This is a genomic window from Isoptericola sp. NPDC055881 (assembly GCF_053615895.1).
The window spans coordinates 26,929-52,466 of sequence record NZ_JBSHCR010000023.1; the positions used below are offsets into that span (position 1 = coordinate 26,929).

23 protein-coding genes are annotated in these 25,538 nt (G+C 72.7%); 14 read left to right on the forward strand and 9 right to left on the reverse strand.

The annotated features are described in order from the left end of the window. Positions 1–16: 16 nt before the first annotated feature. A complete protein-coding gene (locus tag ACWGKI_RS09225; RefSeq protein WP_452186443.1) occupies positions 17–613 on the reverse strand; it encodes an alpha/beta hydrolase family protein in 597 nt (198 codons plus the stop codon). Between the two features lie 477 nt (positions 614–1,090). Here ACWGKI_RS09225 and ACWGKI_RS09230 point away from each other — a divergent pair, with 477 nt between their 5' ends. The 4 genes from ACWGKI_RS09230 (at position 1,091) to ACWGKI_RS09245 (ending at position 4,835) form a co-directional block, all read left to right on the forward strand. Beyond that, entirely contained in the window at positions 1,091–1,717 is a 627-nt protein-coding gene (locus ACWGKI_RS09230; protein WP_452186445.1) for a pentapeptide repeat-containing protein, read from the forward strand. A 196-nt stretch (positions 1,718–1,913) separates the two neighbouring features. Further along, on the forward strand, positions 1,914–2,930 hold the full coding sequence (locus ACWGKI_RS09235) for a glycoside hydrolase family 43 protein (RefSeq protein WP_452186447.1): 1,017 nt from the start codon (positions 1,914–1,916) through the stop codon (positions 2,928–2,930). Continuing rightward, a complete protein-coding gene (locus tag ACWGKI_RS09240) occupies positions 2,930–4,264 on the forward strand; it encodes an oligosaccharide MFS transporter (RefSeq protein ID WP_380240536.1) in 1,335 nt (444 codons plus the stop codon). The genes ACWGKI_RS09235 and ACWGKI_RS09240 overlap by 1 nt, the downstream gene beginning before the upstream one ends. 100 nt (positions 4,265–4,364) lie before the next feature. Beyond that, positions 4,365–4,835, forward strand: coding sequence for a hypothetical protein (locus ACWGKI_RS09245; protein ID WP_380240533.1), 471 nt, complete (start codon positions 4,365–4,367; stop codon positions 4,833–4,835). Positions 4,836–4,991: 156 nt separating this feature from the next. Here ACWGKI_RS09245 and ACWGKI_RS09250 read toward each other — a convergent pair whose 3' ends face one another. Both ACWGKI_RS09250 and ACWGKI_RS09255 read right to left on the reverse strand, forming a co-directional pair. Then, entirely contained in the window at positions 4,992–5,873 is an 882-nt protein-coding gene (locus ACWGKI_RS09250) for a universal stress protein (protein WP_452186450.1), read from the reverse strand. A gap of 181 nt (positions 5,874–6,054) precedes the next feature. After that, the gene (locus tag ACWGKI_RS09255; protein ID WP_380245432.1) at positions 6,055–6,753 is read right to left on the reverse strand and encodes a hypothetical protein; all 699 of its coding nucleotides are present in this window, start codon (positions 6,751–6,753) and stop codon (positions 6,055–6,057) included. 207 nt (positions 6,754–6,960) lie between these two features. Here ACWGKI_RS09255 and ACWGKI_RS09260 point away from each other — a divergent pair, with 207 nt between their 5' ends. Continuing rightward, the gene (locus tag ACWGKI_RS09260) at positions 6,961–9,528 is read left to right on the forward strand and encodes an ATP-dependent Clp protease ATP-binding subunit (protein WP_380245431.1); all 2,568 of its coding nucleotides are present in this window, start codon (positions 6,961–6,963) and stop codon (positions 9,526–9,528) included. Positions 9,529–9,732: 204 nt separating this feature from the next. Here ACWGKI_RS09260 and ACWGKI_RS09265 read toward each other — a convergent pair whose 3' ends face one another. From ACWGKI_RS09265 to ACWGKI_RS09275, 3 genes are read right to left on the reverse strand one after another with little or no spacing between them, the layout of a single operon-like run. Next, complete coding sequence (locus tag ACWGKI_RS09265) at positions 9,733–10,416, reverse strand: HAD hydrolase-like protein (RefSeq protein WP_452186452.1); 684 nt, start codon at positions 10,414–10,416, stop codon at positions 9,733–9,735. 34 nt (positions 10,417–10,450) lie between these two features. Beyond that, positions 10,451–11,455 carry an NAD-dependent epimerase/dehydratase family protein gene (locus ACWGKI_RS09270; RefSeq protein ID WP_452186454.1) on the reverse strand — a complete coding sequence of 335 codons (1,005 nt, stop codon included), beginning with the start codon at positions 11,453–11,455 and terminating at the stop codon, positions 10,451–10,453. Between the two features lie 42 nt (positions 11,456–11,497). Then, on the reverse strand, positions 11,498–12,268 hold the full coding sequence (locus ACWGKI_RS09275; RefSeq protein WP_452186456.1) for an IclR family transcriptional regulator: 771 nt from the start codon (positions 12,266–12,268) through the stop codon (positions 11,498–11,500). A gap of 84 nt (positions 12,269–12,352) precedes the next feature. Here ACWGKI_RS09275 and eda point away from each other — a divergent pair, with 84 nt between their 5' ends. Both eda and ACWGKI_RS09285 read left to right on the forward strand, forming a co-directional pair. After that, positions 12,353–13,030 carry a bifunctional 4-hydroxy-2-oxoglutarate aldolase/2-dehydro-3-deoxy-phosphogluconate aldolase gene (gene eda / locus ACWGKI_RS09280; protein ID WP_452186458.1) on the forward strand — a complete coding sequence of 226 codons (678 nt, stop codon included), beginning with the start codon at positions 12,353–12,355 and terminating at the stop codon, positions 13,028–13,030. After that, complete coding sequence (locus tag ACWGKI_RS09285; protein WP_452186460.1) at positions 13,030–14,136, forward strand: sugar kinase; 1,107 nt, start codon at positions 13,030–13,032, stop codon at positions 14,134–14,136. Before eda ends, ACWGKI_RS09285 begins: the two co-directional genes overlap by 1 nt. A 199-nt stretch (positions 14,137–14,335) precedes the next feature. Here ACWGKI_RS09285 and ACWGKI_RS09290 read toward each other — a convergent pair whose 3' ends face one another. The 3 genes from ACWGKI_RS09290 to uxaC are packed head-to-tail and all read right to left on the reverse strand — an operon-like array spanning position 14,336 to position 18,415. Continuing rightward, entirely contained in the window at positions 14,336–15,763 is a 1,428-nt protein-coding gene (locus tag ACWGKI_RS09290) for a serine hydrolase domain-containing protein (protein ID WP_452186462.1), read from the reverse strand. Between the two features lie 46 nt (positions 15,764–15,809). Then, the gene (locus ACWGKI_RS09295; RefSeq protein ID WP_452186485.1) at positions 15,810–16,946 is read right to left on the reverse strand and encodes a mannonate dehydratase; all 1,137 of its coding nucleotides are present in this window, start codon (positions 16,944–16,946) and stop codon (positions 15,810–15,812) included. Between the two features lie 50 nt (positions 16,947–16,996). Further along, the gene (gene uxaC, locus ACWGKI_RS09300) at positions 16,997–18,415 is read right to left on the reverse strand and encodes a glucuronate isomerase (protein ID WP_452186464.1); all 1,419 of its coding nucleotides are present in this window, start codon (positions 18,413–18,415) and stop codon (positions 16,997–16,999) included. A 216-nt stretch (positions 18,416–18,631) separates the two neighbouring features. On the opposite strand from uxaC, the gene ACWGKI_RS09305 reads away from it, so the two are divergent. From ACWGKI_RS09305 to ACWGKI_RS09335, 7 genes are all read left to right on the forward strand, one after another. Beyond that, positions 18,632–19,627: a LacI family DNA-binding transcriptional regulator gene (locus tag ACWGKI_RS09305; RefSeq protein WP_452186466.1), complete on the forward strand. Its 996-nt coding sequence runs from the start codon at positions 18,632–18,634 to the stop codon at positions 19,625–19,627. After that, positions 19,624–19,764, forward strand: a complete 141-nt coding sequence (locus ACWGKI_RS09310) for a hypothetical protein (RefSeq protein WP_452186468.1) — start codon at positions 19,624–19,626, stop codon at positions 19,762–19,764. The genes ACWGKI_RS09305 and ACWGKI_RS09310 overlap by 4 nt, the downstream gene beginning before the upstream one ends. Next, positions 19,754–21,304 (forward strand): mannitol dehydrogenase family protein, encoded by a 1,551-nt coding sequence (locus tag ACWGKI_RS09315; protein ID WP_452186470.1) that lies wholly within the window; start codon positions 19,754–19,756, stop codon positions 21,302–21,304. Before ACWGKI_RS09310 ends, ACWGKI_RS09315 begins: the two co-directional genes overlap by 11 nt. A gap of 289 nt (positions 21,305–21,593) precedes the next feature. Further along, a complete protein-coding gene (locus ACWGKI_RS09320) occupies positions 21,594–22,910 on the forward strand; it encodes an ABC transporter substrate-binding protein (protein WP_380243411.1) in 1,317 nt (438 codons plus the stop codon). Positions 22,911–22,915: 5 nt separating this feature from the next. Further along, entirely contained in the window at positions 22,916–23,869 is a 954-nt protein-coding gene (locus ACWGKI_RS09325) for a carbohydrate ABC transporter permease (protein WP_380243421.1), read from the forward strand. Next, on the forward strand, positions 23,866–24,825 hold the full coding sequence (locus ACWGKI_RS09330) for a carbohydrate ABC transporter permease (protein ID WP_452186472.1): 960 nt from the start codon (positions 23,866–23,868) through the stop codon (positions 24,823–24,825). Before ACWGKI_RS09325 ends, ACWGKI_RS09330 begins: the two co-directional genes overlap by 4 nt. A 35-nt stretch (positions 24,826–24,860) precedes the next feature. Further along, positions 24,861–25,523, forward strand: coding sequence for a hypothetical protein (locus tag ACWGKI_RS09335; protein ID WP_452186474.1), 663 nt, complete (start codon positions 24,861–24,863; stop codon positions 25,521–25,523). Positions 25,524–25,538 lie beyond the last annotated feature (15 nt).

Consider the following 25,538-nt stretch of genomic DNA (forward strand, 5'->3'; position numbering starts at 1 on the left):
GCCGCCGGGCAGCGCGTCAGGGGGCGCTCGCCCAGTCCGCGACCGCGGCCGCGACGTCGGCGTCCTTGCCGCGCAGGTCGTGCGCGCCGGGCAGGATGACCGTCGTGACGGGCCCGGGGATCGTCGCGGCGTGCTCGGCCAGCTCGGCGGGGGTGCCGAACGGGTCGCGGTCGCCCGAGACGAGCAGCACCGGCACCTCGAGCTGCGGCAGGTGCTCGACGCGCAGCTTCTCCGGCTTGCCCGGCGGGTGCAGGGGGTAGCTGAGGAGCACCAGACCTGCGGCGGGCAGCCCCTCGGCCACCGCCATCGAGCACATCCGCCCGCCGTACGACCGCCCGCCCAGCAGCAGCCGGTCCGTGCCCACGCCGAGCGCGGCGGCGAACCGCTCCGCCTCCGCGCGCAGGTGCGCGACCGCCACCGGCGGCCGGTCCGGCATCCGCTTGCCCGCCAGCCGGTAGGGGAAGTCGACCCGCTCGACCGGCAGCGGCGGGTCCAGCTCCGCGAGCCGCTCCTCCACCGCGACGAGCGTGTGGTGGTCGCGGCTCGCGCCCGCGCCGGGAGTCAGGATGAGGCCGCGCGGCGGCGTCGACCGGGGCGTCGTCGTCTCTGGCACGAGACCAGTGTCCCCCGCCCCGCTGCGTCCTGCGGCGAGGTAGCACGAGCCCTGCCGAGGTAGTACGCAACGCGGCGAGGTAGTGCGCAGCGCGGCGAGGTAGCAGGGGGCGTGCCGAGGTAGTCGGGGGCGTGCCGAGGTAGTGCGCACCGCGGCGAGGTAGTGCGCACCGCGGCGAGGTAGTGCGCACCGCGGCGAGGTAGTAGGGGGCGCGCCGAGGTAGTTCCACAACGGGCGAGGTAGTGGGCCCTCTTCCGAAGTTTGTCCGGTGTGAGGGAGGTTGCCGTCCTGCTGCGCGGAGGGTTTCACCTCCTTCGTCCCGGAGGGACTACCTCACCGAGGGTTGAACTACCTCACTGGGGGTTGAACTACCTCGCGGTGGGGTGGCCTACCTCGGCCGCCCTGTAGGCGCCTCGCCGACGAGCGGCTTCGGGACGACGACGGCGGGTGTCCGCGGTCCCGGCTAGCGTCCGGGGGGTGAGCGACATCGAGGCGGACGGCATCGGACCGGGCGACGTCGAGCCGGGCAGCACGGTCCGGGGGGAGGACTGGTACGGCAGGGACCTGTCAGGGCTGGTGCTCCAGGACGTCGAGCTGGTGGAGGTGGACCTCACCGAGGCGACCGCCACCGGCGCGACGTTCGACCGGTGCACGTTCCGGGGGGTGCGGTTCAACGCGTCGGTGTGGACGGAGTGCGCGTTCACGGGCTGCACGTTCGGCCGGGCGAACCTGTTCGACGCGCGGTTCGAGCGGTGCAAGCTCGTCGGCTCGCGGTTCGACGACTGCCGGTTCGACCTGCTGCGCGCGGAGCGCGGCGACTGGTCGTTCGTCTCGCTGCGACGGGCGGCGCTCGACGGCGTGCACCTCGAGGGCCTGCGGATGCGGGAGGCCGACCTCGACGGCGCGCGCCTGTCCGGCGCCTCCGTGCTGGGCGTCGACCTGTCGGGAGCGGAGCTGGGCGACGTCGACCTGAGCGGCGCCGTCCTGCGCGGCAGCGACCTGTCGGCGCTGGACCCGCGATCGGCACAACTGTCCGGTGCCGTGGTCGACCCGGCTCAGGCGGTCGTCGTCGCCGAGGCGCTCGGGCTCGTCGTCACGCCCTGACCGTCGACCGGCCCGTCGTCCCGACGTGGTCCTCGTCACACTGTCGCCACCTTCCCCCAGGTCATCGCGCCGATCTCGCTCTCGGAGGTTCGGACGTCTCCGCAACAGTCCGTTTACATCGTTTACATTCTTTGTGGAGCAGCGCCCGCTGAGCCGACGCCGGACCAGTGCAGGACACCGGAGGATGAGACAGCCAATGACGGACCAGGTCACGGTCAACCCGATCGTGCTGCAGCGCGCCGACCCGTGCGTGCTCCGGCACGAGGGCACCTATTACTTCACGGGATCCCATCCGCAGTACGACCGCATCGTGCTCCGCCGGGCCGAGCGGCTGGAAGACCTGCAGGCGGCCGACGAGGTCACCATCTGGGAGCGGCACGCCGACGGCCCGCAGTCCCACCTCATCTGGGCGCCCGAGATCCACCGCGTCGACGGCGCGTGGTACGTCTACTACGCCGCCGCCCCCGACGAGTCGGTCACCGTCGACGTGCCGGGCACCGACGACACCTTCAACCACCGCGTCTTCGTCCTGGAGAACACCGCCGACGACCCGTTCGAGGGGGAGTGGGTGGAGCGCGGCCAGGTCGACACCGGCTGGGAGTCGTTCGCGCTGGACGCCACGAGCTTCACCCTCGACGGCGCGCAGTACCTCGTGTGGGCGCAGCAGCACCCGGACGTCAAGGGCCACTCCAACCTCTACATCGCCCGCATGGCGAACCCGTGGACCCTCGCGACGCCCGCCGTCGAGCTCACGCGCCCCGAGTACGACTGGGAGACGAGCGGCTTCTGGGTCAACGAGGGCCCGTCCGTCCTCGTGCGCGACGGCCGCGTCTTCCTCACGTACTCCGGTGCCGCCACCGGCATCGACTACGCGATGGGCCTGCTCACCGCCGACGCGGGCGCCGACCTCCTCGACCCGGCGTCGTGGACCAAGAGCGCCGACCCCGTCTTCGTGAGCGACCCGGCCGCCGGCCAGTACGGACCGGGCCACAACTCGTTCACCCAGACGCCCGACGGCGACGCCGTGCTCGTCTACCACGCCCGCACCTACACCGAGATCACCGGCGACCCGCTGCGGGACCCGAACCGGCACGCCCGCGCGCAGGTGCTGCCCTTCGACGCCGACGGGAACCCCGTGTGGGGCACGCCCGTCCCCGACACCCGCCCGGTCCCCACCTCCACCGAGATCCTTCCCGCCGACGGAGCATTCTGATGAGCACCACCACCACGGCCACCACCCCGGACGACGGCGTCGCCAAGCCCCGCGCCCGCGACTCGCTGCGCAAGCCCGCGTTCTGGAACTTCGGCGGCCTGTTCTTCTTCTACTTCGCCATCTGGCAGCTCGCGTTCACGTTCCTCAGCCGCTGGCTGGAGACCGAGGCCGGGATGTCGCACGGCAACATCGGCCTCCTCAACTCGGTGATGGCGTTCACGGCCTTCTGCCTCCAGCCGTTCTACGGCTTCATCCAGGACAAGCTGGGCTTCCGCAAGAACCTCTTCGCGTTCGTCGTGCTCGTCGGCGCCATGATGGGGCCTTTCTTCGCGTTCGTCTTCACCCCGATCGTCAACGCGAACCAGGTGCTCGGCGCCGTCGTCGGCGGTGTGTTCCTGTCCCTGACCCTCAACGCCGGCGTCGGGATCGTCGAGACGTTCAACGAGCGCAACGCGCGCGCCAACGGCTTCGAGTACGGGCACGTGCGCCTCTTCGGCTCGGTCGCGGGCGCCACCGCTTCGCTCGTCGGCGGGTTCATCTGGGCGTCCAACCCGGACAACATCTGGTGGGCCGGCACCTTCTCCGCGATCGTGCTCGGGGTGCTGCTCCTCGTGGCACGCACGCCGAAGCCCGGGGAGCCCGGGTACGCGGCCGTGAGCGGAGACGCCACCGGCGAGTCCCGCACGAAGGTGTCGCTCAGCACGGTCAAGGAGCTGCTCCGGAACCGTTCGTTCGTCGGCTTCATGGTCCTGATGTTCGGCACGGCGGCCCTCTACGACGTCTTCGACCAGCAGTTCCCGAACTACTTCGCGCAGTTCGTGACCGGCGGCATCGACTCGCAGGTGCTGTTCTCGCGCGTCGTCTTCGTGCAGATCCTCGCCGAGGCGCTCGTCATGATCGTGACGCCGTTCCTCATCAACCGCATCGGGGCCAAGAACGGCCTGCTGCTCTTCGGGCTCGTCCTCGTGGTCCGCGTCCTGGGCTCCGCGTTCTTCACCTCGACGGAGATGCTCATCGTCTGGCGCCTGCTCGCGGCCATCGAGATGCCGCTGATGCTCATCTCGGTGATGAAGTACCTGACGCGCATGTTCGACGTCCGGATCTCCGCCACCGCTTACATGCTCGGTTTCAACATGGCGAAGCAGATCGGCATCGTCATCTTCTCCTGGGCGTTCGGCGCGGCGTACGACGCGATCGGTTTCGGTCACTCGTACCTCGTGATGGGCGCCGTCGTGGTCGTCGTGACCGTCGTGGCCAGCGTCCTCATGCGCGACGACCGGCGTCATGCGCTGTCGGACGGCGCCTCGCCCGCGCTTCTCGCCGAGGCCCGCTGACGCAATCGCGCCGACGCGCGCGGCACCCGGGAGGGAGATCGGGTCCGGCAGGGCCCGATCTCCGTCGGCGGAATCGGCGTACCAGTGCCAGGGTGGGCCCATGACCGCACCGCTCGTCGTCCGCGCCCTGGCGCTGGGCCTCGCCGCGGGGTCCCGCGCGACGCTCGGTGTCGCTGCCCCGCTGCTCGGCCCGGCCCCCGCCCACCGGGCGCCCACCCACGGTCTGCGCCGCCCCGCCGGGGCGCTGCGCCTCGTCGGCGGGCTCGCCGTCGCCGGGGAGATCGTGGGCGACAAGCTGCCCGCCACGCCCAGCCGGCTCGACCCGCCGGGACCGAACGTCCGAGCCGGGAGCGGGGCCGCAGGCGGCCTGCTGCTCGCCGTCCGCCACCACGCGACCGCCGGGTCCACGATCGCGGCCGGTCTGGCGGGAGCCGCGGGAGGCGTCGTCGGGACGGGCGCGGGTGCCGCCTGGCGAGCGGCCTTCGCGAAACGCGGCTGGCCCGACCTGCCCGCGGCGCTCGCGGAGGACGTCGTCGCCCTCACGCTCGCCGCGTGGGCCACGCGCTCCTGACCTGCGCCGTCCCCACCCACGCCGCCCCACCCGCGCCGTCCCCAACCGCCGTCGAGCGCCGAACAGGTGGTTGCGCACGTTCTGAACGCTCAGAACGTGCGTAACCACCTGTTCGGCACGACGGCGCTCCTCGCTGGCGCGCTGTGTCTCCGTCGTTCAGCCGCGCACCACGGTGACGGGGCAGGGGCCGAAGTCGAGCACCTGACGGCTCACGGACCCGAGCAGGAGCCGGTCGAAGCCGCCGAGACCGCGCGCCCCGACGACCAGACGCTCAGCACCCTGCGCGGCGAGCACGAGCTGCTTGGCCGCCTGCCCGTGCACGACGCGCCGCACCAGGCGTTCAGGCGGGAGCGTCGCACCGGCGGCACGGACCGCCTCGGCGAGCGACTCCGCGGCGAACTTCTCGTAGTCGTCGATCGGTGGGGCCCAGCCCCACGAGCCGGGCAGCGGCGCCAGGGTGGTGATCTGCCACGCGAAGATCGCGTCGACCGACGCGCCGGTGCGCGCCGCGACCTCGCACGCGTGCTTCAGCGCGGCCACGCTGGGGGCCGACGTGTCGACGCCGACGACGATGCGCGGCGTGTCGCCCTCGGTCTCCGTCCCGTCCTCGGGAGCGCCGTCCGGGTCGCCGTGGCGCACGACGGTGACGGGCACGCGGGCATGCTCGACGACCGTCGTCGACACCGAGCCGAGCACCGCGCGGCCGAGCCGGCCGCGGCGTCGCCGGCCGAGGACCAGCATGTCGGCGTCCGCGCCGAGCTCGAGCAGCGCGTCGGCGGCCGGGCCCGGCGCGGCGACCACGGACCCCTCCACGTCGAGGCCGGTGCGGGCACGGGCCGCGTCGAGCATCCCCTGCGCCTCCGCGCGCACGGGAGCGAGCGCCACCTCGTGCGCCGCGGCGTCCGCGCCCTTGCCCGCCCCGGCGGCGACCATCACGACCGTGAGCGGCACGGACGCCGACGCGGCCTCGCCCATCGCCCAGTCCAGGGCCTCGTCCGACTCCGCCGACCCGTTCACCCCGACCACGATTCCGCGCATCGGTCACCCCGACTCTCTCGTCGCGTGGCGCCGCCCGTCGCGGGACGACGCGCCCTCGGTTGCAGGATAGGTCCGGCCCTGCGGCGCGTCAGGGCGGGGCTCTGCGGCATCGATCACGCACCCGCGTCGTGACCGGGCGGCCGGTCGTGCGTGGTCGGCCGTGCGCGGTCGTCCGTGCGCGTCAGTCCTCGGCGGGCGGTGGTGCGTCGTCGGCGGGCCGGCGGGGGCCCTGCTGCCCGGTGAGCAGGTCGTCCACGGGCTGCGTCACGACCTCCACCAGGTCGACGAGGTCCTGCGGTCCGGTGATGACGAGGGCCCGGTCGGCTGCCGCGACGTACACGGCGGCGGTCTCGCGGGCCGTGACGCGGACGCACGGGGTGTCCGCGCCGTCGACGGCGAACGTGCCCGTGCGCAGCGGTGCCTTGTCGACCTCGGCGACGAGGGCGCGCATGGCGCTGCGGTAGTCCTGGAAGGAGTCGGCGAAGTCCGGCGTCCCACCGGCGGGGCCGCCGGGGGCGTCGGTCGGGTCGGCGTCCACGGGCGCGGCGATGTCGGCGTGCAGGGGAGCGGCGAGCGCGCCGCTGCACGCCGCGCGCACGACGTCCTCGACGTCGTCGTCCGGGACCGGGCCGCGCAAGGTCTCGACCTCGAGGGCCTCGCCGGTGAAGGAGCGGTAGGCGCGCACGAAGCGCTCGCAGGTCGGGTCGTCGGTGTCGGCAAGCCCGGTGAGCGACTCGTCCTCCAGGTCGAGACCCCAGGTGAGCGGGTCGCGCACCTCGCCCACGACGCCGGAGAACCGGGCCAGGCGGGCGTCGTCCCCGTTCCAGGCCCGAGGGCCCCGGGCTCCCGACGTCCCTGGCTGCTGCTCGATCTCGTCCATCGGTACCCCCTTGGTCGGCCACGGCCACCTTTCTCCGAGCGTGGACGCCCTGCCCCCGGCTGGCAACGCGGCACGCCGTCACGCCCCTGGCGAACATGGGCTTACCGAGGGGGGTCGGCGAGTTGGGAGCGCATAGAGTCGTAGCGGTCAGGCTGTAGCCGTCATTCCGACGGGGTGCAGGTAACGCCGCTCGTGAGGGAGCAGCAGATGTTCGAGAGATTCACCGACCGAGCCCGTCGGGTGGTCGTCCTTGCTCAGGAAGAGGCAAGGATGCTCAACCACAACTACATCGGCACCGAGCACATCCTGCTCGGTCTCATCCACGAGGGTGAGGGCGTCGCCGCGAAGGCCCTGGAGTCGCTGGGGATCTCGCTCGACGGCGTCCGCACGCAGGTCACCGAGATCATCGGTGAGGGCCAGCAGGCCCCGAGCGGGCACATCCCGTTCACGCCGCGCGCCAAGAAGGTGCTGGAGCTGTCGCTCCGCGAGGCGCTGCAGCTCGGGCACAACTACATCGGCACCGAGCACATCCTGCTCGGCCTCATCCGTGAGGGTGAGGGCGTCGCGGCCCAGGTGCTCACCAAGATGGGTGCCGACCTGAACAAGGTGCGCCAGCAGGTCATCCAGCTGCTGAGCGGCTACCAGGGCAAGGAGCCCGTGGCCGCCGGCGGCCCGCAGGAGGGGCAGCCGTCCGGCTCCGCCGTCCTCGACCAGTTCGGCCGCAACCTCACCCAGGCCGCACGCGAGGGCAAGCTCGACCCGGTCATCGGCCGCTCGACGGAGATCGAGCGCGTGATGCAGGTGCTGAGCCGCCGCACCAAGAACAACCCCGTGCTGATCGGTGAGCCGGGCGTCGGCAAGACGGCCGTCGTCGAGGGCCTCGCCCAGGACATCGTGCGCGGCGACGTGCCCGAGACGCTGAAGGACAAGCAGCTCTACACGCTGGACCTCGGCGCCCTGGTCGCCGGTTCCCGGTACCGCGGTGACTTCGAGGAGCGCCTGAAGAAGGTGCTCAAGGAGATCCGGACCCGCGGCGACATCATCCTGTTCATCGACGAGATCCACACGCTCGTCGGGGCGGGGGCCGCCGAGGGCGCGATCGACGCGGCGAGCATCCTCAAGCCGATGCTGGCCCGTGGCGAGCTGCAGACCATCGGCGCGACCACGCTCGACGAGTACCGCAAGTACGTCGAGAAGGACCCGGCCCTGGAGCGCCGCTTCCAGCCGATCCAGGTCAACGAGCCGTCGCTCGAGCACGCCATCGAGATCCTCAAGGGCCTGCGCGACCGCTACGAGGCGCACCACCGCGTGTCCATCACGGACTCCGCGCTGGTCTCCGCCGCGCAGCTCGCCGACCGGTACATCAACGACCGGTACCTGCCGGACAAGGCGATCGACCTGATCGACGAGGCGGGCGCGCGGCTGCGCATCCGCCGCATGACGGCGCCCCCGGAGCTCAAGGCCCTGGACGAGCAGATCGCCGAGGCTCGCCGCGACAAGGAGTCGGCGATCGACGAGCAGGACTTCGAGAAGGCCGCCGGGCTGCGCGACAAGGAGAAGCAGCTCACCGCGCAGCGGGCCGACAAGGAGAAGGCCTGGAAGTCGGGCGACCTCGACTCCGTCGCGGAGGTCGACGACGAGCTCATCGCCGAGGTGCTGGCGATGTCGACCGGCATCCCGGTCGTCAAGCTCACCGAGGAGGAGTCCAGCAAGCTCCTGCACATGGAGGACGAGCTGCACAAGCGGGTCGTCGGCCAGAACACGGCGATCAAGGCGCTGTCGCAGGCGATCCGTCGCACGCGCGCCGGGCTCAAGGACCCGAAGCGCCCCGGTGGCTCGTTCATCTTCGCCGGCCCCACGGGCGTCGGGAAGACGGAGCTGGCCAAGGCGCTCGCCGAGTTCCTGTTCGGGGACGAGGACGCGCTCATCCAGCTCGACATGTCCGAGTTCTCGGAGAAGCACACCGTGTCGCGGCTGTTCGGCTCGCCCCCCGGGTACGTCGGCTACGACGAGGGTGGGCAGCTCACGGAGAAGGTGCGTCGCAAGCCGTTCTCGGTCGTCCTGTTCGACGAGGTCGAGAAGGCGCACGCGGACATCTTCAACTCGCTGCTGCAGGTGCTCGAGGACGGTCGCCTGACCGACTCGCAGGGCCGGGTGGTCGACTTCAAGAACACCGTGATCATCATGACCACGAACCTCGGCACGCGGGATATCGCCAAGGGCGTCCAGACCGGCTTCAACGCCGGCGGCGACCTGGTGACCTCGTACGAGCGCATGAAGGCGAAGGTCAACGAGGAGCTCAAGCAGCACTTCCGGCCCGAGTTCCTCAACCGCGTCGACGACGTGGTGGTCTTCCCGCAGCTCTCGCAGGACGAGATCATCGAGATCGTCGACCTGGAGATCGCCAAGCTGGACAAGCGTCTGCGCGACCGCGACATGGCGATCGAGCTCACGCCCGCCGCGAAGAACCTGCTGGCGGAGAAGGGTTACGACCCGGTGCTCGGCGCCCGTCCGCTGAAGCGGGCGATCCAGCGGGAGATCGAGGACACCCTGTCCGAGAAGATCCTGTTCGGCGAGCTCAAGGCGGGCGACCTCGTGCTGGTCGACGGCGAGGGCGAGGGCATCCTCGGCGAGTTCACGTTCCGCGGGATGCCGAAGAGCGAGCACGAGCGTGGGCCGGTCTCGGTCGGCGCGACGGCGGCGCTCGACGCCCCCACCGGCGTCTCGGTGCACGACCTGCCCCCGACGGGCCAGATGCAGGCCGGCGCGGAGTGACGCTGACCCGCTGACCTGGCGGTCGACGACGAGGGCCCCGGATCCACCAGGATCCGGGGCCCTCGTCGCATGTGCGCTGCCGCCGCCGGAAGCTGTCAGAACCACGGCGGGGTATGGCAGGTCCTGGTTCTGACAGCTCGGAGCGTCCTGGAGTTGTCAGAACCAGGAGCGGGTATGGCGGGGCGTGGTTCTGACAGGTCGGGGTCAGGCGGCGAGCTGCGTGAGGACGGCGCCGGCCAGGTCGGGCACGGCGTCGACCAGCGCGACGGCGCCGGCCTCCTCGAGCTCTCCGGGTGCCGCATAGCCCCAGGTGACGCCCAGGCAGCGGATGCCGTGCTCGGCGGCACCGTGCACGTCGTGCTCGCGGTCGCCCACCATGAGGACGGGACCGTCGGCGGGGTCCACGGGCGACGTGCGCCCGAGCGTGGCGAGCGCCTTCGCGATGACGTCGGCCTTCGTCGAGGTGCCCTCGTCGAGCGGAGCGCCGAACACGCCGTCGACCAGCTCCGTCAGCCCGAAGCGGTCGCAGATCGGCCTCGCGTAGACCTCCGGCTTGGAGGTCGCCACGGCCAGGGTGCAGCCGGCCGCCCGGAGGGCACGCAGCACGTCCGGGACGCCGTCGAACACCCGGTTGTCGTACATGCCGCCGGCGGCGAAGACGTCGCGGTAGGCCCGCACGGCCTCCTCCACCCGGTCGGCGGGGACGCCGTGCGCGGCGAAGGACGCCGTGATCGGCGGGCCGACGAACGAGCGGAGCGTGGCGTCGTCGGGCACGGGCAGGCCGAGCACGCCGTACGCGTGCCGGATGCCCGCCACGATGCCGGGGGCGGAGTCGGTGAGCGTGCCGTCGAGGTCGAGCAGGACGAGCGGGGCGGGGGAGCGGGTCACCTCGGCAGGGTACGTGGCCCGTACGCGGCCCCGCTCAGACGGACCGCGCGTGCGCGACGAGCCGGTCGAAGGCGGCGTCGAGCGCGTCGTCGACCTGTTGCGCCTCGGGGTGCGCGTCGTACCAGGCGATCTGCTCGACGGCGGCCTGGTCGTAGGTGATCGTGGTGCCGAACTCGGGCACGAGGGCCTGGAGCTTGGCGCAGTCGAACAGCATGGTGTGCGCCTTGTCGCCGAGCAGGCCAGGCCCGACGTCGGGCAGGGCGCGCGCGATCGTCTCCGACGCGACGTGCACGAGCTCGGGCTCGTCGACGCCGGCCGCCGCCGCGAGCCACCGGTAGACCTGGTCCCAGGACGGGGCGTGCGTGCCCATGATCTGGAAGGTGTCGCCCACCGCACCCGGATGGCCGAGCAGCCCGACGAACCCGACCGCGAAGTCGTCGGTGTGCGTGAGCGTCCACAGGGAGGTCCCGTCGCCGTGCACGACGACGGGCCGCCCCGCCCGCAGGCGCGCGACGTCGGTCCAGCCACCGGTGGTGGGCAGGAGGGTGCGGTCGTAGGTGTGCGACGGGCGCACGATCGTCGCGGGGAACCCGTGGTCCCGCGACGCGCGCACGAGCACGTCCTCGCACGCGATCTTGTCGCGCGAGTACTGCCAGAACGGGTTGCGCAGCGGGGTGGACTCCGTCACGGGGAGGCGTGCGGGCGGCTTCTGGTACGCCGAGGCGGAGGAGACGAAGACGTACTGCCCGGTGCGCCCCGCGAACCGCTCGACGTCGTGCGCCACGTGGTCCGCACCGAAGGCGAGGAACTGGGCGACGACGTCGAACTCGCGGCCCGCGAGCGCGGCGTCCACGGCGTCGTCGTCGCGCACGTCCGCCACGAGCGTCTCGACCTCCGACGGCAGGGGCCGTGCGGTCGACGTCCCCCGGTTGAGGACCGTGACCCGGTGGCCGAGCCGGACGGCGCGGGCGACGCTCGCGGCGCTGATCACGCCGGTGCCGCCGATGAACAGGATGTCGCGCGGGGTGCGGGTGCTCATGGCGCCCATCGTGCCCGAACGGGGGCCCGGCCGCGCCCCACGTCAGGCCGGGACGGCCGGGACGGTCAGGCCGGTCGGGAGGACCGACGGCAGGAGGTCGCGCAACGCGGCGACGCGGGCGTCGCGGGCGGGGCCGGTCATGCGCTCGACCGGGGCCGTGATGCTCACGGCCCCGACGGGCCGGCCGCCGCGCAGCAGGGCGACCGCGACGCACGCGATGCCCGGCTCGTTCTCCTCGGTCTCGGCGGCGAACCCGTGGGCGCGCGCGTCGTCGAGGGCGGTGCGCAGCCGGTCGGCGGCCACCGGGTCGGCGCCGGCGGGGCCTGCCGCGGCATACCGGTCCACCTCGGCGTCGTCCGGCCGGGCGGCGGCGAGCAGCGCGCGGCCGAGGGCGCTCGTGGCCGCGGGGATGCGTCGTCCGACGGCGGACCACACGCGCAGGGGGCGTTGCGGCTCCACCTTGTCGAGGTAGACGACCTCCTGGCCGGCGAGGGTGCCGAGGTGCACCAGCTCGTCCACGTCGTCGCGCAGCGCCTCGAGCGCCGGGCGGAGCAGTCCGGGCAGGTTGTCCTCGGCGAGGTAGGCGGCGCCGAGGGACAGCACGGCGGGCCCCAGGGTGTAGGAGCCGTCGGGGCCCTGGTCGGCGTAGCCGCGGTGCCGCAGCGCGGCGAGGGTGCGATGCAGCGTCGACTTGTTGGCACCGACCTCGGCGGCGAGGTCCGCCAGCGCGGCGCCGCGGGCGCCTGCGCGGGCGAGCGCGTCGAGCGTGAGCAGGGCCTTGTCCACGCTGCCGAGCGGGCTGGGGTCGGTCATGTCGGTGCTCCACGGTGCGGGTCTTGTCGGTTATGGTGTTCCGTAGTGAACAACAGGCGTTCACCATAGCGAAACGGAGCACCGATGTCTTCCCCCGACACCCCGACCCCGGCGGCCGCAGGCGACGTCGTCGCCGCACTCGGAGCCCACCGACTCGTGCCCGTCGTCGTGGTCGACGGCGCGGACGAGGGAGCGCGCCTCGCCGACGCGCTCGTCGCCGGCGGCCTGCCCGTCGCCGAGATCACCCTGCGCACCGCGGGCGGGATCGACGCGATCCGCGCCGTCGCGCGCACCCAGCCCGACGTCGTCGTCGGAGCCGGCACCGTCACCACCGTCGACCAGGTCGACGCCGTCGTCGACGCCGGCGCGCGCTACATCGTGTCGCCCGGCCTGTCCGCGGCCGTCGTGCGCCGGGCGCAGGAGCACGGCGTGCCCGTCCTGCCCGGCGTCGCCACCCCCAGCGAGATCATGGCCGCCCTCGAGCTCGGGCTCGACGTCGTCAAGCTGTTCCCCGCCTCCGTCGTGGGCGGCCCCGCCGCGATCAAGGCGTTCTCCGCACCGTTCCCCGGCCTGCGCTTCGTGCCCACCGGCGGCGTGAGCGCCGCGAACCTCGACGACTACCTCGGGCTCGCCCCCGTGCTCGCCGTCGGCGGGTCGTGGATGGTCGAGAAGTCGCTCGTGTCCGCCGGCGACTGGGCCGAGATCACCCGCCGCACCGCCGAGGCCGTCGCCCTCGCCCAGCCGACCAGCAAGGAGTCCTGATGACGAACCCGTCCCTCACCACCCGCCCCGCGGCCGAGTGCCGGTACGACGTCGTCGCGCTGGGCGAGGTCATGCTGCGTCTCGACCCGGGCGACCGCCGCGTGCGCACCACGCGCTCGTTCGACGTCTGGGAGGGCGGCGGCGAGTACAACGTTGCCCGCGGCCTACGCCGGGCGTTCGGCCTGCGCGGCGCGATCGTCACGGCGCTCGCGGACAACGAGGTCGGCCGCCTCGTCGAGGACTTCATGCTCACCGGCGGGCTCGACACGTCCTGGGTGCAGTGGCGCGAGTACGACGGCATCGGCCGCACCGTGCGCAACGGCCTCAACTTCACGGAGCGCGGCTTCGGCGTGCGCGGCGCCGTCGGCGTGAGCGACCGTGGCAACACCGCCGTCTCGCAGCTGAAGCCGGAGGACGTGGACTGGGACGCGCTGTTCGGGTCCGGCGTCCGCTGGCTGCACACGGGCGGCATCTTCGCGGCGCTGTCGGAGTCCGCCGCGGACGTCGCCGAGGCGGCCATGAGGGCCGCCAAGAAGCACGGCACGGTCGTGTCGTACGACCTCAACTACCGCCCGTCGCTCTGGAAGGGCATCGGGGGCGTCGAGCGCGCCCGCGAGGTCAACCGCCGTCTGGCGCAGCACGTCGACGTCATGATCGGCAACGAGGAGGACTTCACCGCGTCGCTCGGCTTCGAGGTCGAGGGGGTCGACGAGAACCTCACCGACCTGGACACCGGCGCCTTCCGGACCATGATCGGCACGGCCGCCGAGGCGTACCCGAACTTCCAGGTCATCGCGACCACCCTGCGCGGCGTGCGCTCGGCGTCGCGCAACGACTGGGGCGCCGTCGCCTGGTCGCGCGCCGAGGGCTTCGTCGAGGCGACCCACCGCGCCGACCTGGAGATCTTCGACCGCGTCGGCGGCGGCGACTCGTTCGCCTCCGGCCTGGCCTACGGGCTCATGGAGCTCGGCTCCCTGCAGGAGGCCGTCGAGTACGGCGCCGCGCACGGCGCCCTCGCCATGACCACCCCGGGGGACACGACGACGGCGACCCTCGCCGAGGTCGCCAAGCTCGCCGGCGGCGGCAGCGCGCGCGTCCAGCGCTGACCGTCCGGTGGGGGCGCCGCCCGTCCTGCCGAGGTAGCTCTGGACCCCGCAAGGTAGTTGACCATCCCGCGAGGTAGTTCCAGCCGCGCCGAGGTAGTTCAGGATCCCGCGAGGTAGTTCCAGCCGCGCCGAGGTAGTCCGCCATCCGCCGGGACGTGACTACCTCGGCGCGGTTGGAACTACCTCGGCAGGGCTTGGACTACCTCGGCAGCTCCTGGGTGGGCGGGTGCACCAGGGTCGCGGGCACGACCAGGGCGGACAGGGTCGGGCGCCACAGCGGCGTCGTCGTCCAGGCGAGGTCGAGGCGCTCGCCGGGACGCCCCTCGGCGACGAGGCGGTGGGGCGACGTCGGGACGACGACGTCGAGCCGGACGCGACCGTCGTCGTCGGCGCGCCCGCGCAGGGCGAGCACGAGCACCGGGTCGGGCACGGGCACGGGCCGGTCGGCGTGGGACCCGCCGGAGGCGAGCGACCCGTCCGGCCAGGGCACGACGTGGGTGGTCCACGCGTCCGCGGTCGCCGTGAGGAGGTGGCCGCCGACGTCGACCTGCCAGGGCCCGGAAGGCTCGCCGGGGAGCAGGGTCCACGGCGCCGGGGAGATCCGCTCGGCCGGCGTGGGGACCGGGTCGGGTCCGACGCGCCCGGGCCACGTGTCCAGGGCGGCGAGCCGTGCCCGCAGCCGTGCGCCGTCACCGTCCTCCGGGGTCAGCGGCCCGTCGGTGAGCCGGTCGGCGAAGCGCCAGAAGGCGTCGAGCACCTGGTCCGTCGACCGGGTCGCGCCGAGATAGCCGATCGCGAGGCCGAGCTCGGGCACGGCCACGCCGAACTGCCCGTACGCGCCGTCCGCGCGGACGCCGTGCCGGCTCCGCCACACCTGGTAGCCGTAGCCGCGCGCCCAGTCGTGGTCCGCGCCAGGGGAGTCCGCGTTGTCCGACCAGGGCCGCCCCATCTCCGCCAGCCAGCCGGCGGGGATCACCTGGGCGCCGTCGTACCGTCCGCCGTCCGCCATGGCGACCGCGAGCCGCGCGACGTCCTCGACCGTCACGTGGAGCCCTGACCAGCCCTGGTCGATGCCGCGGTCGCCGTCGCGGTGCCCCACCCACCAGGGGTCCTGCACGCCCAAGGGGTCCAGCACGCGCGGGCGCAGGTAGTCCGTCAGACGCTCGCCGGTCAGGGTGGTCACGATCGACGACAGCACCATCGACGCCGACGAGTTGTACACGAAGTGGGTGCCGGGGGCGTGCTCCGGCACGACGGTCAGGAGGCGTGCGGAGTCGAAGCCGAGGTCGGCGACCTGCTCCGCGGTGTGCCCGGTGTTCATGGTGAGCAGGTGGCGCACCGTGATCCCGGTGTCCGTGGGCAGCCCCAGCAACGACCCGGCCAGGTCGTCCACCGTGAGCGCACCGTCGGCGACGAGGTGCCCCACCGCGATCGCGGTGAACGTCTTCGACACCGAGTACACGAGCCCGGGCAGGTCCGGGCGGTACGGCGCCCAGGTGCCGCGGACCACGGGGACGCCGTGCCGCGCGACGACCAGGCCGTGCGGGTCGAGGCCGGGAGCCTCCAGGTCGTCGAGCAGGTCCAGGACGGCGGCCGGGCGGATGCCGTGCGACTCCGGGGTGGTCATGGGGTCGTGCTCCCTCGGGGGTGGGCGGACGGAGGTGGACGGACGGTCAGCCGCGCACGCCGGGCGCGGTGTACCGGAACGCGTCCCAGGCGCCCAGCAGGTACTGGACGCCCAGCGCGCGGTCGTACAGCCCGTACCCGGGCCGGGGCTTGTTCGTGGTGTTCTCGTCCCACAGGTGGCGGCCGTGGTCCGGGCGCACGTACCCGGTGTACCCCGCCTCGGCGTACGCCTGCATGATCCCGGTGGTGTCGACGTCGCCCTCGCAGGCGCGGTGACCCACCTCGGTGAAGTCGCCGTTCGGGAAGTGCTTGATGTTGCGCACGTGGGTGAAGTGGATGCGGTCCACGAACCGGCGCACGGTGTCCACGGCCAGCGGCGCCTGGGCCGGGTTGGCGGAGAAGCTGCCGAGGCACAGCGTGAGCCCGTGGTACGGGCTCGGGTGCAGGTCCAGCACGCGCTGCAGGTCGTCCGGCGTGGACACGACGCGAGGCCACCCGAAGACGTCGAACGGCGGGTCGTCCGGGTGCACGCCGAGCTTGACGCCGGCCTCCTCGCAGGCGGGGACCACGGCGTCGAGGAAGTACCGGTAGTTCGCGTACATGTCCTCGTGCGTGACGCCCACGTAGGCGGCGTCGAGCTCGGCGAAGCCTGCCAGCCGCTCGGGCTCCCACCCGGGCAGCGTGAGGCCGTGCGAGCCGACCTCCATGTCCGCGATGACGGTCTGGGGCGTCATCCGGTCGACCACCGCCTTCTCGAAGTACAGGGCGGTGGACCCGTCGGGCAGCGGGTGCCACAGGTCCGTGCGCAGCCAGTCGAAGACGGGCATGAAGTTGTAGCAGACCACCTTGACGCCGGCCCGGCCCAGCCGCCGGATCGTCGTCACGTAGTTCTCGATCGCCTCGTCGCGGCCGAGCCCCAGCACCGTGCGGCCGAGCTTGATCGACTCGTGCACGTTGACCGACTCCACGACCTCGGCGTCGAGCGTCCGGGTGACTCCCCGTGCGCGCGCCTCGGCGGAGAGCCCGGAGATGCGCGCCACCTCCGCGTCGATCTCCTCCTGCTCCCACACCTCGCCCGCCTGCTTGCCGTGCAGGCTCCACACGACCGTCTCGACGCCGGGGATCTGCCGGATGTGATCCAGCGTCACCGTGTCGTTGCCCTCGCCGTACCAGCGGAACCCCATCTTCACTGCGCGACTCCTCGTGCTCGTCGTGTCTGCCCGCCCACCGCGCGTCAGGGGCGCGCGTAGGCCGCCAGGGGCAGGCGGTAGGCGAGGTCGGCGGCGACGTCGAGGGCCTCGTCGAGGTCCAGCCGGTGCTCGGCGACCAGCCGTGCCAGGTAGCCGGCGTCGATGCGCCGGGCGAGGTCGTGCCGGGCGGGGATGGAGCAGAAGGCGCGGGTGTCGTCGACGAAGCCGCTCATGTTGGAGAAGCCCGCCGTCTCGGTGGCGGACTCGCGGAACCGACGCATGGCGTCGGGCGCGTCGAGGAACCACCACGGGGCGCCGAGGCGCAGGGCCGGGTAGACGCCGGCCAGCGGGGCGAGCTCGCGCGAGTACACGTCCTCGTCCACCGTGAACGCGATGAGGCGCAGCCCCGGGTGGTGGCCGAACGCGTCGAGCACCGGGCGCAGCGAGCGGGTGAACTCGGTGACGACGGGGATGTCGTAGCCCTTGTCCGGGCCGAACGCCGCGAACGGCGCGCTGGCGTGGTCGCGCAGCACGCCCGGGTGCAGCTGCATGACGAGCCCGTCCTCGGCCGACATCGCGGCCATCTGGAACAGCATGTGCCCGCTGAACGCCTGCGCCTCGGCTGCCGTGACCGTCCCGCTGAGCGCCTTGTCGAAGATGCGCCGGGCGTCGGCCTCGTCCAGGGGCGTGGTGTCGGCGGACAGGTGGCCGTGGTCCGTGGCGCGGGCCCCGGCGGCGACGAACCGCTCGCGCTGCGTGCGCAGGGCCTCCAGGTAGCGGTCGTAGGACGTCACGTCGACGGCGGCGGCCGCGCCCAGGCGGACGACGTCGTCGCGCCACGTCGCGCGGTCGAGGTGCAGCAGCGGGTCGGGTCGGAACGTCGGCAGCACGCGCTCGCCGTAGCCGTCCGCGGCGAGCTTGGCGTGCGCGTCGAGCGAGGACCAGGCGGGGTCGGTGGTCGCGATGGTCTCGATGTCGAAGGCGTCCAGCAGCGCCCGGGGGCGGAAGTCGTGCTGGGCGATGCGGGCCGCGACCTGGTCGTAGAGCGCGTCCGCGGTCTCTGCCGACGGACGCTGCGTGACGCCGAGGATCTCGACGAGCACGTGCTCCAGCCAGTACCGGGTGGGCGTGCCGCGGAAGTGCTTCCACCCGGCGCAGAAGCGCCGCCAGATCTCGCGTGGGTCGGTCTCGGCGTCCTCGTCGGCCGTGGAGCCGACGCCGAGGCGGGGGAGCGTCTCGCCCTGGGAGACGAGCATGCGCGTGAGGTAGTGGTCGGGCACCACGACGAGCTGTGCGGGGTCGCCGAACGCCGTGTCGTCCGCGAACCACTCGACGGGCACGTGGCCGTGCATCGAGACGATCGGCAGGTCGCGCACCGATGCGTAGATCTCGCGGGCCACCGGCCGCGTGACCGGGTCGGCGGGCAGCGCCCGGTCGGCGTGCAGGGTCCAGGGCTCGTCCACGTACGTCTCCTCGTCGCATCGGGCCGGCAGGCCCGGCCCGCGACGTCGGCGTCGGGGCCGGCGCGGGTCCCGGGGGACCCGCATGCCTTGGGATCGATTGCAGCCATCGTGCCGTCTGGCCCTACGACGACGCAACCCCTGCTCACATCTCGGGGTTGACGCGTCCCGGGATCGTTTGCAGACTGACCCGGGACGACGACGCACGAGGGAGCGGCGATGGCGAACGCGCACGAGGTGGCCCGGGCTGCGGGGGTCTCCGTGTCGACCGTCTCCCGGGCGCTCACCGCCCCGGCGCAGGTCTCGGCCGCCACCCGCGCACGGGTGCTCGAGGCCGCCGAGCGCCTCGGCTACACGCCCGACCCGACGGCGCGCGGGCTGCGGCTCGGGCGCACGCACACGATCGGGCTGCTCGTGCCGGACCTCGAGAACCCCTACTTCGCCTCGGTGACGAAGGGCGTCCAGGCCAGGGCGCGCGCGGCCGGCTACCCGGTGTTCGTCGCCGACTCCGAGGAGGACCCGACCGCGGAGGCCGGCCTGATCGCGCAGTTCGCGCGGCGGGTGGACGGCGTCGTCCTGGCGTCGCCGCGCGCGGAGGACGACGTCCTGAGCCGCGCCGTCGACCGGCTGCCGGCCGTCCTCGTCAGTCGCGACATGCCCGACCTGCCGTCCGTCGCCGTCGACGACGCCGACGGGGTCGCGCAGGTGCTGGGCCACCTGCACGCCCTCGGCCACCGCCGCGTGGGTGTGGCCGCAGGCCCGACGACGTCCTGGTCCGGCGCCCGCCGGTGGGACGGGATGCGCACGGCGGCCGAGCGGCTGGGCGACGTCACCCTGGTCGAGCTCGGCTCGTTCCGCCCCTACTTCTCGGGCGGCCTCGCCGCCGCCGACCACGCCGTCGCGCAGGACGTCACCGCCGTCCTGGCGTTCAACGACCTCATGGCGCTCGGCATCATCGACCGGCTGCGCGGGCGCGGCATGCGGGTGCCCCACGACATGTCGGTCGTCGGGTTCGACGACGTGGACGTCGCGACGCTCGTGGCGCCGGCGCTGACCACGGTGCGCGTGCCGCGCACCGGGCTCGGCCGCCGCGCCGTGGACCTCCTGCTCGCGTGGCTCGACGTCGGGCACGCCGAGCCGTCGCTCGCGAGCGACCGGCACCGGCTGCCGGCCGAGCTCGTGATCCGCGACTCCACCGGTGTCCCGCCCGGATGACGACACCGCGCCTCGCCTGCCACCGACTCACCTGCCACCGATGGGCCGTCCTCGGCACGGGCGGCACCGGCGTCGTCCCGAGGTGCGCCACCCCGACCATGCTGGTCGCCGACATGAAGGAAGCCCGTGACGACTGACCGACTCCACCGCTCCGCCCTCCCTGCACGCCTCGACGCGCCGGTGACCCCCGAGCAGGTGGGCATCGTGCACCTGGGGATCGGAGCGTTCCACCGGGCCCACCAGGCCGTGTTCACCGAGCTGGCGGCCCGGGCGACCGGCGACCGCCGCTGGGGGATCCTGGGGGTGACGCAGCGGTCGGCGTCGGTGCGCGACCAGCTGCGGCCGCAGGGCGGGGTGTACTCGGTGCTGACGGCAGGCACGCACGAGAGCCGGCTGGACCTCGTGGGGTCGGTGCTCGACGTCGCGTGGCCCGCGGAGGAGACCGCGCGGGTGCTGGCCACCGTCGCGGAGGCCACGACCCACCTCGTGACGCTCACCGTGACGGAGAAGGGCTACGCGCGCGACGCCGACGGCGGGCTCGACGTCGGACGCGTGCGTGCCGACCTGGACGCCCTCGCCGCCGAGCACGTCGCCGACCAGGCGGTTGCGCACGGAATGACGTCTCAGAACGTGTACAACCCCCTGGTCGGCGAGGGGGTGGTGGCGGGGACGACGGCGGTCGGGCTGCTGGTGCGCGGGCTCGCGGCGCGGTGGAGGGCCGCCGAGGCGGCGGGGGAGCGGCGTCCGATCACGGTGCTGACCTGCGACAACATGGTGGACAACGGTCGCGTGCTCGAACGCCTGGTCGGTGCGGCCGTGGCCGCGGCGCTGCCCGGGCCGGAGGGCGACGGGCTGCGGTCGTGGCTCGCGACGGACGTCACCTTCCCGTGCTCGATGGTGGACCGGATCGTGCCCGCGACCACCCCGGCGCAGCGGGACGCCGTCGAGCGCGAGCTGGGTGCGCGCGACGAGGGCCTCGTCGTGGGCGAGCCGTTCCGCCAGTGGGTGATCGAGGACCGGTTCGCCGGCCCGCGCCCCGAGTGGGAGCGGGCGGGCGCGACGCTGACGACCGACGTCGCGCCGTGGGAGCAGGCCAAGCTGCGCATGCTGAACGGCACCCACTCGCTGCTCGCGTACGCAGGGCGGCTGGCCGGGCACGCGACGCTGGCGGAGGCCGTGACCGACCCCGCGCTGCACGAGCGGGCGCGCGCGTTCATGCTCGACGACGCGCTGCCCACCCTGACCCCGCCCGACGGCGCGGACCTGCGGGCCTACGGCGAGTCCCTGCTCGAGCGGTTCGCCAACCCCGCCACGGGCCACACCACCCTGCAGGTGTCGATGGACGGGACGCAGAAGATCCCGATCCGGTGGGGCGGGATCGTCGTCGACCGGCTGGCGGCCGGGACGGTGCCGGCCGGGGCGGCGTTCGCCCTGGCCGCGTGGTGCGAGGTGGTGCGGCGCGAGGCTGCCGCCGGTCGGCTGGTCGACGACCCGCGCGCCGCCGAGCTCGCCGACGTCGTCGCCAGGGTCGGCGACGGCGATCCTGCGGCGGCGGCGCCCGCCGACGTGGCCCGGGCGCTGCTCGCGCTCGGGGGGCTCCTGCCCGACGGCGCCGGGACGGACCCCCGGCTCGTGGACGCCGTCGTGGGCGAGGTGCCGGCGCTCGCCTCCGCCTGACGAGCCCCGGACCTGCGCGGATACTCGTCCGGACCGTCTGCGCGGGCATCCGTGCGGGCTGACCTGCATCGATACAATCCTCGGCGACGCAGCGGGACGACCGCGTCCGGCTGCGCCGCCGGACTCGTCGTACCCTCGTTGCCGGATCGTGATGTGAGCGGGTGCACTCCGGGGCTGGACAACGCTTACCGAGTCGTGTTTTATCGATTCAGTCGGCAGCGGGGCGGGGAGTCAACGGGGCTTCCTCGTCGCCGACGATCGTGGACGATCGACGAGCGAGGAGGCTCACATGAGGATCACGCGCAAGGCCGCCGGCGCGGCAGCGGCGATGCTGACCATCGCCCTCACCCTCACGGCCTGCGGTGGCGGGACCGAGGCCGCGGACCCGGGGTCCGCCGAGAAGGTCAGCACCGACGAGGACATCACCATCTCGCTCGCGTGGTGGGGCGAGCCGGCGCGTGCCGAGATGTACGAGAAGGCGGTGGACCTCTTCGAGAAGGACCACTCCAACATCACGGTGCAGACCCAGTTCCAGGACTGGGACGCCTACTGGACCGCCCGTGCCACCGAGGCCGCCGGCGGTGCGCTGCCCGACGTGATCCAGATGGACCTGTCCTACCTGCGCCAGTACGGCGGCACCGGACAGCTCCTGGACCTCACCGGCCAGGAGGGCGTCAACCTCGACGTGGACGGCATCGACGACTCGCTGCTGGACTCGGGGCAGGTCGACGACAGCCAGTACGGGGTGCCGACCAGCACCAACACCCTCGCGCTGTTCTACAACGCCGACGTGCTCAAGGACCTGGGCATCGACCCGCCGGCCGAGGGCTACACCTGGGACGACCTCAACTCCTGGATCGAGGAGGTCTCGAAGGCCGGCGCGGGCAAGGACCCCGTCATCTACGGCTCGGGCGACTACACCGGCACCTTCTGGTTCTTCCTGCAGTGGCTGGTCCAGCAGGGCGTGGAGCCGTTCACCGCCGACGGCCAGCTCAACTTCGACGAGGCGCAGATGACCGAGTGGCTGAACCAGGGCCAGTCGCTGCGTGACGCGCAGGCGTTCTTCCCGATCAAGCAGGCCAAGCAGCTCGAGCCGCTCGGCGGGTTCCACGTGAACCGGTCGGCAGCCGAGGCCACCTGGGACAACTTCCTCGCGGGCTACGTGGCGGAGTCGGGCGACGACATCGAGATGCTCCCGATGCCGTCCGGCGACGACGGCCCGCAGCAGTTCTGGAAGCCCTCGATGCTGCTGTCGGCGTCCGCGCAGACGAAGCAGCCGGCGGCCGCGGCGGCCCTCATCGACTTCCTCGTCAACGACCCGCGGGTCGGCGAGATCTTCGGCACGTCCAAGGGCGTGCCCGCCGTCCAGGACCAGATCGACGCGATGAACCTCGAGAAGGGCTCCGTGGACGAGAAGGTCGTGCAGTACGAGAAGGACGTGGCCGACGTCGTCACCGAGGCCGCGCCCGTGCCCGTCGAGGGCTTCGGCGAGATCGAGGCGGAGTACAAGCGCCTCGGCGAGGAGCTGCAGTACGGCAACATCACGGTCGACGAGTTCGTGACGCAGTGGTTCTCCTTCGCCGACAGCACGGTGAAGCAGTCGTGACTGCCGTGACGACGAGCAGCACGCTCGGCGCCGTTCGGGGGACGCAGGACGCGTCCCCCGAACGGGGGCGCGCCCGCCGCCGCCGCGAGGCGGGTGCGGGGTTCGCGTTCCTGTCGCCGTGGCTGGTGGGGTTCGTGGTGCTGACCGCGTTCCCCATGGTGGCGTCGCTGTACCTGGCGTTCACGGACTATGACCTGTTCCGCCCGCCGTCGTGGGTGGGGTTCGACAACTTCGTGGCGCTGTTCCACGACCCGCGGTTCTGGACGTCGGCCAAGGTGACGGCGATCTACGTGCTGGTGGGCACGCCGATCAAGCTCGCGGCGGCGCTGGCGGTCGCGATGGTGCTGAACATGAAGCACCGCGGGCAGGGCGCCTACCGCTCGATCTTCTACGCGCCGTCGCTGATCGGCGCCTCGGTGTCGATCGCCATCGTGTGGAAGGCGATGTTCATCGACGACGGCATCGTGGACCGCATCCAGCAGCTGTTCGGCTTCCCGGCCGGCGGCTGGGTGGGTGACCCGTCCAAGACGATGCCGATGTTCGTGCTGCTGGCGGTGTGGACGTTCGGCGCCCCGATGGTCATCTTCCTCGCGGGCCTCAAGCAGATCCCGGCCGAGCTGTACGAGGCGGCCGCCGTCGACGGCGCCGGCCCGGTCCGCAAGTTCTGGCGGATCACGATCCCGATGCTGAGCCCGGTGCTGTTCTTCAACCTGCTGCTGGAGACCATCGGCGCGTTCCAGGTCTTCGGGTCCGCGTTCATCATCTCCGGCGGCACGGGCGGCCCGGCCGACTCGACGCTGTTCTACACGCTCTACCTGTACATCAAGGGCTTCGCGCAGTTCGACATGGGGTACGCCTCGGCCATGGCCTGGGTCCTGGTGATCGTGGTCGGCGTCATCACCGCGATCCTGTTCAAGACCTCGAACGCCTGGGTCCACTACTCCGGAGACAACCGATGAGCGCGCACATCACGACACCGCCGCTGTCGAACCAGGCAGCCGCCGCGGGCATCCCCAGCGGGGCCGGCTCGTCCCGTCCCGAGGGTCCGGTCGACACGAGCCTGCGCCAGGCCGCGAAGCGCCGCAAGGGTGCCCGGTCGGTCGGGTTCCACGCGTTCATGGTCGCGTGCACGATCGTGGTGCTCTACCCCGCGGCGTGGATGCTGATGAGCTCGTTCAAGCCGTCCAGCGAGATCATCGGCAACATCAGCCTCTGGTCGGACCACCTGTCGCTGCACAACTTCGCGACCGCCCTGTCGGGCATCGGCGGCGTCGGGTTCTGGACCTTCTTCGGCAACTCGATGATCCTGGCCGTCGCGTCGGTGATCGGGGTGATCCTGTCCTCCACGGTCGCCGCCTACGCTTTCGCGCGGATCGACTTCCCCGGCCGTGGCCTGTTCTTCGCGATCATGATCGGCACGTTGCTGCTGCCGTTCCACGTGGTGATCATCCCGCAATACATCATGTTCAACGAGCTCGGCATGGTGAACACGTTCATCCCGCTGCTCGCGCCGAAGTTCCTCGCCGGCGAGGCGTTCTTCGTCTTCCTCATGGTGCAGTTCATGCGCAACCTGCCGCGCGAGCTCGACGAGGCCGCCCGCATCGACGGCGCCGGGCACGGCCGCATCTTCACCGCGATCATGCTGCCCCTGATGCGCCCCGCGATCATCACCAGCTCGATCTTCGCGTTCATCTGGTCCTGGAACGACTTCCTCGGCCCCCTGCTCTACCTGAAGAAGCCCGACCTGTACCCGCTGCCCATCGCGCTGCGCCTCTACGTCGACCAGACGTCGATCTCCGACTACGGCGCCCAGATGGCCATGGCCGTCCTGGCCCTGCTGCCCGTGATGATCTTCTTCATCCTCTTCCAGCGCTACATCGTCGACGGCGTCGCCACCCAGGGCCTCAAGGGCTGATCATGGGGCGCGGCACGACGACGGAGGGGGCGGTCATGGCGGCACGGTCCGGGCGCGAGCCCGGCCGCGGTGGGCGGAAGCGGCCGGCCGGTGGCGGCGAGACCCGCACGGGGGCTGCCCTCGGGCTGTTCGCGGAGGTGGTGCTCGCCGGTGTGCTGGTCGCACTCGGCAGCCTGCTGCTGGTCACTGCGGTCCCGTCCGTGGCGGCGGGAGTGGCGCACGTCCGCCGCCAGGTGACCGGCCACGACGTCGGCGTGGCCCGCTTCGCCCGCGACTGGTGGGCGGCGGTGCGGACCCTGTGGCCGCTCGGGCTCGCCGCCGTCGGCGTCGCGCTCCTGCTCGCCCTGGACTGGCAGCTCGCCCGCACGGACCTGCTGCCCGGCGCGAGCGTCGTCGCGGTGGTGGTCGCCGTCGCCGCCGCAGCCGTCGTCGCCGTGCTGGCCCGAGCGGCCGGTGCGTGGTCCGAGCCGGTCGACCCCGCCCGCGGCGAGGCTCGGCCGCGCACCGCGCGCGAGACGCTCGCCGAGGGCGTGCAGCGCACGCAGGACGACCTGACCGGGTCCGTGCTGCTCGCTGCCGCCGCCGCCCTGTGCGTCGTCTTCGTGTGGATGCTGCCGCCGCTCGCGCTCGTCGTCGGAGGGCTGCTCTCCCTGGCCGTGGTGGGCGTGGAGGCCCGCCGCGGCCGCACCGCCGTCTGACCCGTGCCTGCTGGA